Raw genomic sequence first — 14,436 nt, forward strand, 5'->3', positions numbered from 1 at the left:
GGCGCTCCGGGCGGTCAAACCGTCTGGAGCGCCTGCAATTCCTGGATAGGGGCAGGGCCGGCGATCCGCTTCAGGAGCAGTTTTCCCATCAGCAAACCGGCTTCAGCCAGGTCTTCGTAGATCGTCTCGACGCGGGGGCGAATCTGGTCGAACAGGCCCGACGTCTGCTTGGCCACCAGCCTGATATCCTTCCCCAGTTCCAGCCTGTGGTCGTAGGCGGATGCCATGACGGCGAGCGCCGACACCTCGCCGCCGCAGATATAGCCGTCGGGACGATCCGGTTCGCCCATGCGGCGGAACAGATAGTCGCGGATGTCGTCCGACTTGCTGTCGAGGGTAACACCCTTGGCGATCTCGAAGCCGACACCTTCCTCGCGCACCGCCGTCATGAAGCCGTGTTTGAGGTGATGGGCGAAGGTGAAGCGCTCCGGCGGTAGGATGATCGAGAGCTTTCTCGCACCCGTGGCGATCAGCTTTTTCGCGGCCTGATAGGCGAAGCTGTAATTGTCGTAGTCGACGTATGGGTGAGCGGTGGCAAGCTCGGTCCGGCCGTGACAGATGAACGGAAAATTGTTCTCCATCAACAGCTTGACGCGCTCGTCCGCCGGCTCGGTGCGGGTGAAGACAATGCCGTCGGCCATGCGGTTGCGCATGATATGGCGCACCGGTTCGATCTGCGGCGTATCGGAAAAATGCGGCGTTATGACCAGATGATAGGCCGTGCCCCGCAAGGCTTCGGTGAGGCCGTTGATCATCGAGGTGGCATAACCGAGGATTTCCTCGTGCGGATCGAGGACCAGGCTGATGACATTGGTGCGGCCAGTACGCAGGCGCTGCGCTGCCCGGTCCGGCAGGTAGCCGATATCGGCTGCGACCTTGCGGACGCGCTGACGTGTTTCGAGCGCGATCTGCGGCGCATCGGCAAGCGCGTGCGATACGGTCGTGACCGCTAGTCCTGTCAGTTCGGCGATCGTCTTAAGGGTGGGCTTCGCGCCGACGCCGGATTTTGCGGCTGCCCGCTCCGACTTCGCCCGCCGACCCTTCTCCCCCAGGTCTTCCAGCGACATATCCTCTTCTCCTCCGCTCCCGCCCCGAAACCGGAGCGAGCCTCATCTATATCGTTGCAAATTTTTCGAAAGTCGCCAGGAATTTTTCTCGATTCCTGAGTAAAAATTCGTCGCGTACCAATTTTGCCAGTTTTTTCCTCATGTTAAGCCGGTCGCTTCCTGACGTAAAAAATCCTCCGGGCGGGTTGACACCGACTGTAATTATATCGTTATAAATCGCCATATCCGGAGAGGAGCCCGGATACAAAGGGAGATTCTCAATGAATATTCGAATGATTGCCAAACTCGCCGCCGGTGCGGCCCTTATCGCCATGACCGCCGGTGCCGCCAAGGCCGCAGAACAGGTCGAAGTCCTGCATTGGTGGACTTCGGGTGGTGAAGCCGCAGCGCTCAACGTGCTCAAGGAAAACCTCCAGAAGCAGGGCGTCGCCTGGAAGGACATGCCGGTTGCCGGTGGTGCAGGCTCTGCCGCCATGACCGCGCTGCGCGCCCGCGTCACGGCCGGCGACCCGCCGACTGCCGTCCAGCTTCTCGGCTTCGACCTGAAGGACTGGGCCGAAATGGGCGTCGCCGCAAACCTTGACGACCTCGCCAAGAAGGAAGGCTGGGACAAGGTTATCCCGGTCGCTCTCCAGAACTTCTCGAAATATGACGGCCACTGGATCGCTGCTCCGGTGAACATCCACTCCACCAACTGGCTGTGGATCAACAAGGCGGCACTCGACAAGGCCGGCGGCAAGGTTCCGACCAATATTGCCGAGTTCATCACGCTGCTCGACGCCTTCAAGGCCCAGGGCCTCACCGCTCTCGCTCACGGCGGCGTTCCGTGGCAGGACGGCACGCTCTGGGAAGCCGTCGTGCTTTCGACCGGTGGTCCGGACTTCTACAAGAAGGCCGTCCTCGACCTCGACCCGGCCGCTTTGTCCGGCGACACGATGAAGAAGGTCTTCGACACGATGTCGAAGCTGCGCACCTATTTCGACCCGAACTTCTCGGGCCGCGAATGGAACCTCTCGACCGCCCTCGTCATCGAAGGCAAGGCGGGCGCTCAGGAAATGGGCGACTGGTCCAAGGGCGAATGGCTGCGCGCCAACAAGAAGCCGGGCACGGACTTCGTCTGCATCCGCTTCCCCGGCACGCAGGGCTCGGTCCTCTTCAACGCCGACCAGTTCATGATGTTCAACGTTGGCGGCGACGCCGAAAAGGCTCAGCTCAAGATGGCGTCCGCTGTCGAAGATCCGGCCTTCCAGATCGCCTTCAACACGGTCAAGGGTTCCGTTCCTGCCCGTACAGACGTCTCGAACGAAAAGTTCGACGATTGCGGCAAGAAGGGCATGGCGGATCTCACGGAAGCCTCTTCCAAGGGCACGCTGATGGGCTCGCTCGCCCACGGTTACGCTCAGCCGGCTGCCATCAAGGAAGCCATGCTGGACGTCATCACCCAGCACCTGAACGGCCAGCTCACCACCGAAGCAGCGCTGAAGCGCCTGCCGGAAGCGGTGAAGGCTGCCAAGTGATCGCGTTTGCGCGAAAGTTCTGACATCCGAGTGGCCGGGATAATCTCCCGGCCACTTTTCAAATTCCGGCTTGCCGGTATCTCTTAGTTCTGGTGTCTGCCGGAGGTCATGATGACGACAATCGAACCGGTTCCCGTGCTTGAGCCGCAGAGACAGCGCCGCTCGTTTGCGGACGGATTGCGCAACGCGCTGCCGAAGATCGTGCTGGCGCCGTCGTTCGCGGTGATCCTCGTCTTCGTCTACGGTTTCATCCTCTGGACGGTCTATCTTTCCTTCACGACCTCACGCATCCTGCCGGTCTACAAATGGGGCGGTTTCGACGCCTATTTCCGCCTCTGGTCACAGCCGAACTGGTATGTGGCGATGCAGAATCTCGCGATCTTCGGGGTTCTCTATATCGGCATCTGCATCATCCTCGGCCTGGGGATCGCGATCCTCATGGACCAGCGGATCCGCGCCGAAGGCCTGCTCAGGCCGATCTTCCTCTATCCGATGGCGCTATCCTTCGTCGTCACTGGTACGGCGTGGAAATGGTTCCTCAACCCTGGCCTCGGGCTCGAGAACACCATGCACAATCTCGGCTGGACGAGCTTCAAGTTCGACTGGCTGGTCAACCCCAAGATGGCGATCTATACCGTCGTCATCGCCGGGGTCTGGCAGGCATCAGGCTTTGTCATGGCGATGTTCCTGGCCGGGCTGCGCGGCATAGACGGCGAGATCATCAAGGCGGCCCAGATCGATGGCGCCTCGACGGTATCCATCTATCGACGCATCATCATTCCGCTGCTGCGACCGGTCTTTCTCTCCGCCTTCATCGTGCTCGCGCATATGGCGATCAAGTCCTACGACCTGGTCATCGCGCTGACCGGCGGCGGACCGGGCAATGCGACCGAGCTGCCATCCACCTTCATGTATTCCTACACGTTCACCCGTAACCAGATGAATGTCGGATCGGCGAGCGCCGTGATGATGCTGATGGGCATTACCGCGATCATCGTGCCCTATCTCTATTCGGAACTGCGGGAGAGAAAGCAATGAGCGCCGCTAACGAAACCGTCAGCGCCGGCGGAGCCCGTACCGCCCGTTATTTCATCTATGGGGCGCTGGTCATCCTGGCACTCGTCTATCTTCTGCCGCTCTATGTCATGCTGTCGACGTCCCTGAAGTCGCTCGACGAAATCCGCGGCGGCGACATGCTGGCGCTGCCGCGCGATCCCTCGGTCGCCGCCTGGGTTCGCGCCTGGGGCGAGGCCTGCATCGGGGTCAGCTGCGTCGGCATCAAGGGCTATTTCTGGAATTCCATCAAGATGGTGGTTCCTGCCGTTCTGATCTCGACCCTGCTCGGCGCGCTCAACGGCTACGTGCTGACCAAGTGGCGCTTCCCGGGCCACAAGCTGGTTTTCGGCATGATGCTGTTTGCCTGCTTCATTCCGTTCCAGGCGGTCCTGATCCCGATGGCGCGGGTGCTTGGCACGTTCGGGCTGTCGAACTCCACCACCGGCCTCGTCATCGTCCACGTGATCTACGGCCTCGGCTTCACCACGCTGTTCTTCCGCAACTATTACGAAGCCTTTCCGGACGAGTTGGTAAAGGCCGCGATGATCGACGGCGCCGGGTTCTTCCGGATCTTCTGGCGCATCCTGCTGCCGAGTTCCGGGCCGATCATCGTCGTGACGATCATCTACCAGTTCACCAACATCTGGAACGACTTCCTGTTCGGCGTTTCCTTCTCGTCCGGCACGTCCTCGCCGATGACGGTCGCGCTCAACAACCTCGTTGCCTCCTCCACCGGCGTCAAGGAATACAATGTCGATATGGCGGCTGCGGTGTTCGCAGCACTTCCGACGCTGTTCGTCTATGTCGTCGCCGGACGCTATTTCGTGCGCGGCCTGATGGCCGGCGCAGTCAAGGGATAACCGCACATGAGCTTTCTTGAAATCAAGGATATTCGCAAGAAGATCGGCAATAACGAGATTCTGAAGGGCATCAATATCGAGCTCGAAAAGGGCGGCTTCCTGGTTCTCGTCGGCCCGTCGGGCTGCGGCAAGTCTACCCTGCTGAACGCGATCGCCGGCCTCCTGCCGCCGTCGTCGGGCGACATCGTCATCGACGGCCAGGTGATCAACGACCTGCATCCGTCGCAGCGCGATATCGCCATGGTCTTCCAGTCCTACGCGCTCTATCCGAACATGACGGTCGAACAGAACATCGCGTTCGCGCTTGAAATGCGCGGCGTCGAGAAGGCGCAGCGCGAGGCGGCGGTCAAGCAGGTCGCCAAGACCCTGCAGATCGAGCATCTCCTGAAGCGCCGTCCAAGCCAGCTCTCCGGTGGCCAGCGGCAGCGCGTCGCCATGGGTCGGGCACTGGTGCGCCAGCCGCGCGTCTTCCTGTTCGACGAGCCGCTCTCCAACCTCGACGCCAAGCTGCGCGTCGAAGTGCGCGCCGAGATCAAGGCGCTGCACCAGAATACCCACGCCACGATCGTCTATGTCACCCACGACCAGATCGAGGCGATGACGCTTGCCACCAAGATCGTCGTCCTCAAGGAGGGCATGGTTCAGCAGGTCGGCACGCCGGCGGAAATCTATGGCCGTCCGGCCAATCTCTTCGTCGCCGATTTCATGGGCTCGCCGGCGATGAACATGCTGAAGGGCAAGGTATCCGGCGCCAATGGCCAGCAGAGCATCGCGCTGTTCGGAAATGACGGCGTCAGGGTCGCCATGCCGCCTTCCGTGACCACCAGCCTTCCGGATGGCAAGGACGTCATTCTCGGCCTGCGCCCGGAGACGATTACCGATGCCGGTCTTGTGGATCCGCAGGCCCGCGCCACCGCCCAGATCGAGGCGGAAGTGACGATGATCGAACCGACCGGCTCCGACACCTTCGTCACCGGCAAGCTGGACGGTGCGACCTTCACCGCCCGCACCCGGTCCGACGTGCATGTCGAGCTCGGCCAGAAGTTCCCGTTCGCCTTCAATCTCGACAAGGCCGTGGTCTTCGATCCGCAGACAACCAGCCGTATCGAATAAGCGGGGCAAACGCATCGACCTCAGGCGCCTTGCCTTATTTTAACATGTGTAAAACAATAGGTTATCAGGAAGAAGGGAACTTTTCCCCGCAGACTCGTATTTCCTTGGAACAATTGCAGCCAAGGAGATGTCATGTCGCTGACGCGAGATTTTACACCGTTCGATTCGCGAAACGAAGGTTTTGCCCAGCCGTCCCGGCGCACTTTTCCCAAGTCCTGGGGAGCCGAATATCTGGGTGATGGCGAAGTGCTATTCCGGATCTGGGCGCCGGACCTGGAGCGCCTTCGGGTGCAGATCGCCGGCCGCAATCGCGAGATGCTGCCGGCAGGCGAGGGCTGGTTCACGCTGACGACGGACGGCATCGCGCAGGGCACACCGTATCGGTTCGTGATGCCCGACGGCGCCGTGATGGCCGACCCTGCGTCGCGTGCCCAGGCTGGCGGCATCGATGGCCCTTCGATGCTCGTCGATCCGACCACCTACCACTGGCATATGCCCGACTGGAGCGGGCATGCCTGGGAGGAGGCGGTCCTCTACGAGGTCCATATCGGCACGTTCACCCCGGAGGGGACATTTCGCGCCGCGATCGAGCGGCTGCGTGAGATCGCCTCGCTCGGCGTGACGATGCTGCAGGTCATGCCGGTCAACCAGTTTCCCGGGAACCGCGGCTGGGGGTACGACGGCGTGCTGCCCTATGCGCCGCATCACGCCTATGGTGAACCGGACGATATGAAGGCCTTCGTCGACGCGGCGCATCGGCACGGCCTCTCTGTCGTCCTCGATGTCGTCCACAATCGTTTCGGCCCGCGTGGCAGCCTGTTCCAGGCCTATGTGCCGTCCTTTTTCGATCCGGATCGCGCGACACCATCCGGCCCGGCGATCAATTTCGGCCAGCGCCCGGTGCGGCAGTTCTTCATCGAGAATGCGCTTTATTGGCTGGAGGAATACAACCTCGACGGTTTGCGGCTGGATGCGGTCGATCAGATCAATGACGATGCGTCGCAGATGCACGTCCTGTGGGAACTGGCAAAGCGGGTTCAGCGCGAGGTGACGGGCAGGCGCCGGCATCTGGTGATGGATGATCATCGCAATATCACTCACTACCTGGAGCGCGGCCAAGCCGGCAGGGCTTTGCTCTATGACGCCGTCTGGAACCACGATGTTTGCCACGCCGCCCATGTTGTCGCTACCGGCGAGACGGGCGGCCAGGCCGGCATATCCATGGAGGAGCCGGTGCGCAGGCTCGCCCGGGGCCTCGCGGAGGGGTTCATCTGTCAGGGCGAAACCGGACCGGATGGCGAGGCGCGCGGCGAGCCCAGCGGTCACCTGTCGCCGGTCGCCTTCATCAACTTCCTCCAGGACCATGGCCAGATCGGCTATCGCGCTTCCGGCGAGCGGTTGGCGTCGCGTGCCGATCCGCGGATGTTGCGTGTGCTGACAGCGATCCTGATCCTGTCGCCGCAGATACCGCTGCTGTTCATGGGCGACGACTACTGCGAAACCCAGGGGTTCCGCTTCTTCAGCGATTACGAAGGCGAACTTGCCGACACCTTCCCGGACAGCCGCATCGACGAAGGGGCGAATTTCGACCCGAACGCGGTGGAGGCGTTCGATCGCTCGAAGCTGCATTGGAACCGCGCTCGCACGCCGGAAGGGCAGGTGCATCGCGACCGCATGCGCACCCTGATCGCCAAGCGGCGCGAGCACATCGTTCCCGGACTTCTCGCCGTCCCTCCTCACTCGGGCCGTGTACTCGACACCGAAGATGGCGTGATTGCCGTCGATTGGCGGCTGGCGGACCGCCTGCTGCAGCTTCGTGCCAATCTGACGGCCCAGCAGACGGCCGCACCGCCCGTTTCCGGCACGGTCATCCATGCCGAATCGGCGGAAATTGCTGCCGGCGAAATTCTTCCGGGTCTCTCCATGGTCGCGGCCGTTTCTCCCGGTTGACCACCGGGATTCCTCCCAAAAAGGGGAACAATCTCGAGGAGGCCGGGTTGAGTCTGCGTCCCATGCGAAACGGGACCAAACCAGACGGAGGAGACAGACAATGGCTAGTGGAAATCATTCCCAATCGGGCGGGTATCGAAACGACCGGATGCGCGACGAGCGTGATTTTGCGCGCGAGACCTCCAGCGATTACCGCCCGGGCGACACGGGTTATGTGCGCGGCTCCCGCGAAAGTGATGCAAATCGGGAGGACGGCGATCGTTCACGGTTTCCCCGTTACGGCCGCAGCGAACAATGGGCGTCCGACGACGGCGGGTTCGAGGCCGGTTATGGTGATTCGGAGCAGTCGCAGGCGTGGGCCCGAGAGTCCTATCGCGGCCGACCCTCCTCATTCAGCTACGAGCCGGGCCGCAACCGCGTCAACCAGGCCTATGGCGACCGTTACGGCTCCGACTACCGTTTCGGCGGTGAAGGCCGTTCGGGTTCGGACAGCCGCTTCCGCGGTTCGGAGGATTATGGCCATAGGCGCGGCTTCATGGAGCGCGCCGGTGATGAAGTCGCCTCCTGGTTCGGTGACGAAGATGCCGAGCGTCGCCGCAAGATGGATGAGCATCGCGGCAAGGGTCCAAAGGGCTATCAGCGCTCCGACGCCCGCATCGAAGAAGACGTCAATGATCGCCTCAGCGACGATCCGGTGCTCGACGCATCGAACATCACCGTGACGGTTCAGGGAGCCGAAGTGACGCTCGACGGTTTCGTGTCGAGCCGCTGGGACAAGCGCCGCGCCGAGGACTTGGTGGACGACGTGTCCGGTGTCCGGCACGTCCAGAACAACCTGCGGGTCAACAATAGTTCGACCGATACGCTGGCGGGTTCGACCACGGTCTGAACCGCCCGTGTCCCACGCGTCGGGCCGCAGCCCGCGGCCTGACTTCATCCGGAAGGAGATATCATGACCGAAAACACCGATAGCGCCAAAATCCACAAGGACGCCGAGGGGCAGTACGCCAAATCCCAGGCGGACGGTAAGGCAAACGGTGTCGCAAGCGCCAAACCGACCGTGATCACCGGCTCAGACGACGCGACGGAACACCGCAATCCGCCGGGCAAAAAGGGGCCGGAAAAGGACTGGGATGTGAACTTCGACGTGGCGGAGCGGCCGCGGCATGCCTGAGCCGCCGCTTTCCAGAAAAGCATATCGCCGGCAATCAATCCTTGGCCCGGCCTCTAAAAGCGGTTAGATAAGTCCCGCTAGAATATTAGCGGATGGCGGGACACGGAAATGAATAATGCCGGCAGGTGGCACAGGCACCTGCAGCTTTTTATCCTTGGGATAAAGACGCGGAATGTTTAGAGTTTCGCGGTTTTTTCCAACGGCGCCGATTGGTGCGTACCTGGTCGCTCTGGCGGCTGGCGTGGCGTTGCCATTGCTGATTTTCGTCGGTTATCTGATGACGGAGCTGGAGGCGAACGAGAGGGAGATCCTCGCGGCCGAGACCGCCGAAGACGCTCAGCTTATCGCTCGCTCGATCGACCGCGAGCTGCAGGACATGGCGACGACGCTGCGGCTGCTTGTCACGTCTCCGGAGCTTGAGGCAGGCGACCTGCGCGCCTTCCATAACCGAACCCAGAGCAGCCTCCGGTCCAATTCGCTTTACATTCTCGTCGTCAATGCCGATGGGCAACAGCGGCTTAATACCCGCGTGCCGTTTGACGCGCCGCTTGGCAAGGTGTCGAACATGCTCGCGCTTCAATCGGCGCTGAACAACGGCGTGACCGAAGTCTCCAACGTGTTTTTCGGCGCCACTAGCGGCAAGCATGTCTTCAACGTCACGATGCCGCTGCCGAAGGAGATTTCCCATTCCGGCGCCGCGATGATCATGACGCAGAATGCCGAGGACCTGCAGAAGCTGATCTCGACGGAGGGGCTTCCCGCCGGCTGGTCGGTCGCGGTCGTGGACGGGGCCGGAAACGTGGTGACCTCCCTCGGTGCCCATGCGCTCGGTTCAGGCACGGCTTTCCCCGCCGACATGCTCAAGCTGATGACCGGCTTCAAGGGTACGATCGAGGACGTCGACGGCAACCGCCGGCAGATGTACGGCTATGCGCAGATCACCGGCTGGACGTGGAAGACCGTCGTCTGGGGGCCGATCGATGCGGCGCAGGCGAGCATCCTTACCACGTGGCGGCAGCTGATCGCCGGCGGCGCGATCTTCCTCGCTCTCGGCATGCTGATCGCCTGGTTCGTCGGTCGCCAGCTTCGCATCCCGATCCGGCAGATCGCCGAAATGGCCGAGCGGATCGGCAAGGGCGAGATCGTCTCTCCCGTGGAGACGAAGATACGCGAGGCCAATCAGGTGGCGGTCGCCCTTTCGAATGCCTCCTTCGACCGCAGCGAGGCGGAAGATCGCATTCACCTCATCCTGCATGAACTGGTTCACCGGACCAAGAACATCCTGACGCTGATCCAGGCGATGATGCGCCAGCTGGCACGCCAGGACACCACGATGGAGGAGTTCCAGAAGGCGATCTCCACCCGCCTGCAGGGCCTTGGCAAATCGATCGAGGCGCTGGCGAAGGAGCAATGGGCCGGGGTCTCGATCCGCCGAGTCATCGAAATCCACATGAGCACGTTCGCGGACGCGGCCGACCGGGTCGAGTTGCAGGGCACAGATTTCATCCTCAAGGCCGAAGCCGTCCAGAACCTTGGCCTCATCCTCCATGAGCTCGCGACCAACTCGGTGAAATACGGAGCACTCTCCGTCCCGCAGGGCAGAGTGCGCATAACCTGGAAGGATACGGTCGACGAAGAAAGCGGCGAAAGCCGGCTTGAACTCGTCTGGGAAGAGAGGGACGGACCGGCGGTCCACGAGCCTTCCCGCACGGGATTCGGCACGACGATCATCAGGCGTCATGCGGCGGCGGCATTCGCCGGCCAGGTGGAGGTCGATTTCCGCACCGAAGGGCTTCGCTGGTCCTTGAATGCGCCGCGTCTGGCCTTCGAACGAGGCGAGGGCGCCGAAACGCTCAAGGACATAGCAATCTAGCGGTTATCTCCGTGGGCGCCGGAACGAAGGTGCGGTCCTCACCGTTTGGTCGGCCATGGACGCCATGCTCACCACGATCGACATCGATCAGGACTCCCTCAAGACCATCGGCCTTACCTATGTCAGCGATATGGAGCCTGGTATCCGTCGGCTCAGGCGCGGCAAAGGCTTCACCTACCGGCTGCCGGACGGCACTTTGCTCTCCGACCCGGAGCATCGCTTGCGGATCGCGTCGCTCGGTCTGCCGCCCGCCTATGATAATGTGTGGATCTGTCTCGATCCCCGCGGCCATCTTCAGGCCACCGGCTACGATTCGCGTGGCCGCAAGCAGTATCGTTATCATTCCGACTGGCAGAACTTTCGCAGCGAACGCAAGTTCGATCAACTCGCCCGGTTCGGCGAGGCTCTGCCGCGCATCCGCCGCAAGGCGAAACGCGACCTCGAGCTTGGCCTCGACAAATCCGATGCGGTGATCGCCGCATTGGTGGCCCTGATGGACGCGACCCATCTGCGGGTCGGCAACCGTCTTTATGCCAAGGAGAACAAGACCTACGGCGCCACCACGCTCCTGAAGCGCCACATGAGGCTGTCCGGCGAGGCGATCATGCTGCGTTTCGTCGCCAAGGGCGGCCGGCGCGTGCAGCACACGCTGAAACATCCGCGCCTGCAGCGCATCCTGGAAGAAATCGCCGACCTGCCGGGCCGGCAGCTATTTTCCTGGCCGGATGAGCAAGGTGTGCTGCGTTCGGTCGACTCGGGCCGGCTCAACGCCTATCTTGCCAATGCCGCAGGGTTCGCCGTTTCGGCCAAGACGTTTCGCACCTGGGGCGGCAGTCTCGCAGCACTGATGGCGGCGTGGGAAGTGGTGGAGGCGGAGGGCCGGCGCCCGAAGATCAAGGCGATGTGCAAGGCGGCGGCGGAAGCCTTGCACAACACGCCGGCGGTCTGCCGCTCAAGCTACATCCACCCGAGCATTCTGGCACTCTCGGAGGATATCTCGCCGCTGGAAAAGGTGATGCAGGACAAGGTGGCGCTGACGCGGCCGAAGGAATTGCGCGCCAACGAACGGCGGCTTCTCGCCTTTCTGAAGCAGGCCTAGACTTCCGTGTCGGCCGCCCGCGAGGAGGGTGCGGACGGCCGGAGCCGGGCTACGTCAAGTTACGCGGCCCGGCGATTGAGGCGCCCTTCCTGGACTTCCTCGACGATCTTCGCCACGAATTGCGGCAGATCTTCAGGCGAGCGCGAGGTGATGATGCCGTTGTCGACCACCACGGCCTCATCCTTCCAGGATGCGCCGGCATTGCGGATGTCTGTTCGGATCGAATGGTAGGAGGTCGCCTTGCGGCCGCGAAGGGCATCGGCCTCCACCAGCAGCCATGGTCCATGGCAGATCGCCGCGACCGGCTTGCCGCTTTTCACGAAGTCCCGCACGACCTTCATCGCATCTTCGTTGTCACGCAGGATGTCGGGGTTGATCTGGCCGCCCGGCAAGACGAGGGCATCGAAGTCCTCCGCCTTGACGTTCCTGGCCTCCAGATCGACCGGGACGCTATCGCCCCAGTTCTTCTTGTCCCAGCTTTTGATCTCGCCCGCCTTGATGGACGCGATCTTGACGCCGGCTCCGCGTTTTTTCAGTTCCTCCAGCGGGACGCGCAGTTCCGATCGCTCATAGCCGTCGGCCGCGAGGATCAGGATGTTGGCGGACTCGATGGTGGTCATGCTGGTCTCCTTGTGTTGTAAGTTCCGTTGTTCGCAGGGTCTCGACCGGCCTCAGAGCCGGCCGGTGGAGAGGTCCCGGCCGTTGATGGAGGCGGGGACGCTGATTTCCTCACGGGGCGATTTGGGTAACGGAAGGACCACGGCATCAGGCACGACGACCTGCAGTTCCTCCGGATGGGCCACGGCGAAAGTTTTCTTCTGGTGAGTGCCGGTGAGCCTGTCTCTGAGCATTTTTAGAAAGTGTCTCATAATCTTCTCCCGTCGCGAATGCTGGGCGATTGCCCGTTCACAGGGGAGCAAACCCACCGTCGGAGGATTGGTTCCAACTTTTTCACAGTCGGTTACATAAAGTTATGCGCCGACTGGAACAAAATTTCCGATAGTACGTTCGGTCTCGAATTTTTCCGGCTCTCTTGCCGAAGCCCGACTTTCAGGCCTTCGGTGTGCCGCTTTCCCTTTTTCTCCATCCGCTTTACGGTGAAAGGCCGAGACAGCTGCCTTGCCGAACAGCGCCGGGCCGCGGCTTTGGGAGGAGGAGTGGATGACGATCCGCTGGAAATATCTCGCGATCCTGGTGATCGTGGCGCCGCTTCTGGGGCTTGGGTTCGCCTGGTCCGGGCTGATGAGTGTCAAGGCGAGCACCGGCCATTGGGCGGTGACCGACTGGTTCCTGCACTGGGTGATGCGTAATTCCATCCGTACCGCGGCGTTTTCCATCGAAGTACCGCCGCTCGACAACCCGGCGCTGCTGCCGGGGGCGGCCGGGCATTTCGAGACCGGCTGCGCCATCTGTCATGGCTCGCCGGCACAGGGGCGCTCCGGCGCTGTGCTCGCCATGCTGCCGCCGCCGCCGGATCTGAAGACGGTGGTTCCCGGCTGGAGCGACGCGCAGCTCTTCGAGATCGTCAAGCACGGCGTGCGCTTCACCGGCATGCCGGCCTGGCCGTCGCAGGTGCGCGACGACGAGGTCTGGGACATGGTGGCGTTTCTGCGCAAGCTGCCGGGCATGGACGGCAATGCCTATCTGCAGGCATCCGGCCTGCATGGTATCGGCACCGCGGGCGAAGTGTCGCCGCTGCCGATCACCTGTGAAAGCTGCCATGCGGAAAAGCGGCTCAACGGCAACAGCGTCATACCGCGGCTCGCCGGGCAGTCGGAAGCCTACCTGCTCAACAGCTTGCGCGCCTATGCGCATGGTGAGCGGGCGAGCGGTATCATGAAGGTCGCGGTCGGTACCTTGGCGGAGGAAGGCCTGCCGGAGCTTGCGGCTTATTATGCCAAACAGGCGAGACCGCAAAGGCCTTCGGTGCCGGTTGACTTGCAGCTCGTGGAAAGGGGCCGCGAGATCGCGGAAAGGGGAAGAGCGGCAGACAAAATTCCCGCCTGCCTCAGTTGCCACGAAAAGCCCGGCGGCAATCCTGCCTATCCGCGCATCTCGGGTCAAAACGCCCCTTATCTTGAGCGCCAACTCCGCCTGTTCCATGCAGGTGTGCGAGGCGGGTCTTCCTTCAGCCACCTCATGACCGAGGTGGCAAAAAACTTGAATGAAGAAGATTTTGCCGCTCTCGCGGCCTTCTTTGCCGGCCGCGAGAGCAATGGGCCCTAGATCAGGGCCTCTCTCCTCCCCAGGAGCTTAAAAATCAGACGGGGATGACCATCATGTAACAGGCGGCGATCACCAGAACAAAGCCTGCTGCTTCTACCCATTCTCTGACCATCGTCGCCTCCATCGCTTCGGTCTTGAATGAACGAGAAAGTCGCATTGTAGTTCCACGAAATGGCCATAAACGTGGCGGGATTGCCTTAAATGTGACCTGGCACGGTTAACGGGGTATCAATTCTCGTCGGCCGCAGCCCTGGCGCGCGCGGCGTCCAGGATCGACCGAACCTCGCGCGCAGCGGAATTCTCGATCGCAAATGCGCCCTCAGGCAGAAGGCCGGGGTCCTCCTCGTTGTCCTTGAACGTAGCGTCGTCGCGCAGCCGCTTGAGGAGTGACGTAATGGTCACTTCGCCCCCGATCATTGCGGACAAGAGTTCGATCAGCAGTTCTCGGTGCGCGTTCAAGCGCCCCTCCAGGTCAAGCGGGGTCAGTGTCGACATCGTTTC

General features: G+C 62.0%; 15 protein-coding genes. 10 read left to right on the top strand and 5 right to left on the bottom strand.

What is annotated here, in order from left to right:
• Positions 1–14: 14 nt before the first annotated feature.
• On the bottom strand, positions 15–1,067 hold the full coding sequence (locus ACZ9EJ_RS01240) for a LacI family transcriptional regulator (RefSeq protein ID WP_046639433.1): 1,053 nt from the start codon (positions 1,065–1,067) through the stop codon (positions 15–17).
• A 266-nt stretch (positions 1,068–1,333) separates the two neighbouring features.
• On the opposite strand from ACZ9EJ_RS01240, the gene ACZ9EJ_RS01245 reads away from it, so the two are divergent.
• From ACZ9EJ_RS01245 to ACZ9EJ_RS01285, 9 genes are all read left to right on the top strand, one after another.
• Entirely contained in the window at positions 1,334–2,584 is a 1,251-nt protein-coding gene (locus tag ACZ9EJ_RS01245) for an ABC transporter substrate-binding protein (RefSeq protein WP_251089670.1), read from the top strand.
• Positions 2,585–2,692: 108 nt separating this feature from the next.
• A complete protein-coding gene (locus tag ACZ9EJ_RS01250) occupies positions 2,693–3,622 on the top strand; it encodes a carbohydrate ABC transporter permease (RefSeq protein ID WP_370649702.1) in 930 nt (309 codons plus the stop codon).
• Positions 3,619–4,500 carry a carbohydrate ABC transporter permease gene (locus tag ACZ9EJ_RS01255; RefSeq protein WP_046628836.1) on the top strand — a complete coding sequence of 294 codons (882 nt, stop codon included), beginning with the start codon at positions 3,619–3,621 and terminating at the stop codon, positions 4,498–4,500. The genes ACZ9EJ_RS01250 and ACZ9EJ_RS01255 overlap by 4 nt, the downstream gene beginning before the upstream one ends.
• Before the next feature lie 6 nt (positions 4,501–4,506).
• Entirely contained in the window at positions 4,507–5,613 is a 1,107-nt protein-coding gene (locus tag ACZ9EJ_RS01260; protein ID WP_046628838.1) for an ABC transporter ATP-binding protein, read from the top strand.
• A 132-nt stretch (positions 5,614–5,745) separates the two neighbouring features.
• Positions 5,746–7,563 carry a malto-oligosyltrehalose trehalohydrolase gene (treZ, locus tag ACZ9EJ_RS01265; protein WP_046639435.1) on the top strand — a complete coding sequence of 606 codons (1,818 nt, stop codon included), beginning with the start codon at positions 5,746–5,748 and terminating at the stop codon, positions 7,561–7,563.
• 100 nt (positions 7,564–7,663) lie between these two features.
• Positions 7,664–8,452: a BON domain-containing protein gene (locus tag ACZ9EJ_RS01270; RefSeq protein WP_285229830.1), complete on the top strand. Its 789-nt coding sequence runs from the start codon at positions 7,664–7,666 to the stop codon at positions 8,450–8,452.
• Positions 8,453–8,515: 63 nt separating this feature from the next.
• Entirely contained in the window at positions 8,516–8,737 is a 222-nt protein-coding gene (locus ACZ9EJ_RS01275; RefSeq protein WP_046639436.1) for a hypothetical protein, read from the top strand.
• Positions 8,738–8,909: 172 nt separating this feature from the next.
• Positions 8,910–10,610, top strand: a complete 1,701-nt coding sequence (locus tag ACZ9EJ_RS01280) for a sensor histidine kinase (protein WP_046639437.1) — start codon at positions 8,910–8,912, stop codon at positions 10,608–10,610.
• Positions 10,611–10,692: 82 nt separating this feature from the next.
• Positions 10,693–11,709 carry a DNA topoisomerase IB gene (locus tag ACZ9EJ_RS01285; protein WP_046639584.1) on the top strand — a complete coding sequence of 339 codons (1,017 nt, stop codon included), beginning with the start codon at positions 10,693–10,695 and terminating at the stop codon, positions 11,707–11,709.
• Between the two features lie 59 nt (positions 11,710–11,768).
• Here the strand turns inward: ACZ9EJ_RS01285 and ACZ9EJ_RS01290 are convergent, their stop codons facing one another.
• Together ACZ9EJ_RS01290 and ACZ9EJ_RS01295 are read right to left on the bottom strand one after the other, a co-directional pair.
• Complete coding sequence (locus tag ACZ9EJ_RS01290; protein WP_046628847.1) at positions 11,769–12,329, bottom strand: type 1 glutamine amidotransferase domain-containing protein; 561 nt, start codon at positions 12,327–12,329, stop codon at positions 11,769–11,771.
• Positions 12,330–12,380: 51 nt separating this feature from the next.
• Positions 12,381–12,578: a hypothetical protein gene (locus ACZ9EJ_RS01295; RefSeq protein ID WP_046628849.1), complete on the bottom strand. Its 198-nt coding sequence runs from the start codon at positions 12,576–12,578 to the stop codon at positions 12,381–12,383.
• A 292-nt stretch (positions 12,579–12,870) separates the two neighbouring features.
• Between ACZ9EJ_RS01295 and ACZ9EJ_RS01300 the strand changes: the two genes are divergently transcribed.
• Positions 12,871–13,935 carry a c-type cytochrome gene (locus tag ACZ9EJ_RS01300; protein WP_046639438.1) on the top strand — a complete coding sequence of 355 codons (1,065 nt, stop codon included), beginning with the start codon at positions 12,871–12,873 and terminating at the stop codon, positions 13,933–13,935.
• 34 nt (positions 13,936–13,969) lie between these two features.
• Here ACZ9EJ_RS01300 and ACZ9EJ_RS01305 read toward each other — a convergent pair whose 3' ends face one another.
• Positions 13,970–14,092: a hypothetical protein gene (locus ACZ9EJ_RS01305; protein WP_255736249.1), complete on the bottom strand. Its 123-nt coding sequence runs from the start codon at positions 14,090–14,092 to the stop codon at positions 13,970–13,972.
• A gap of 71 nt (positions 14,093–14,163) precedes the next feature.
• On the bottom strand, positions 14,164–14,430 hold the full coding sequence (locus ACZ9EJ_RS01310; protein ID WP_046628853.1) for a hypothetical protein: 267 nt from the start codon (positions 14,428–14,430) through the stop codon (positions 14,164–14,166).
• Positions 14,431–14,436: the final 6 nt, after the last annotated feature.

The sequence above is a fragment of the Neorhizobium sp. USDA 3394 genome, assembly GCF_056280385.1.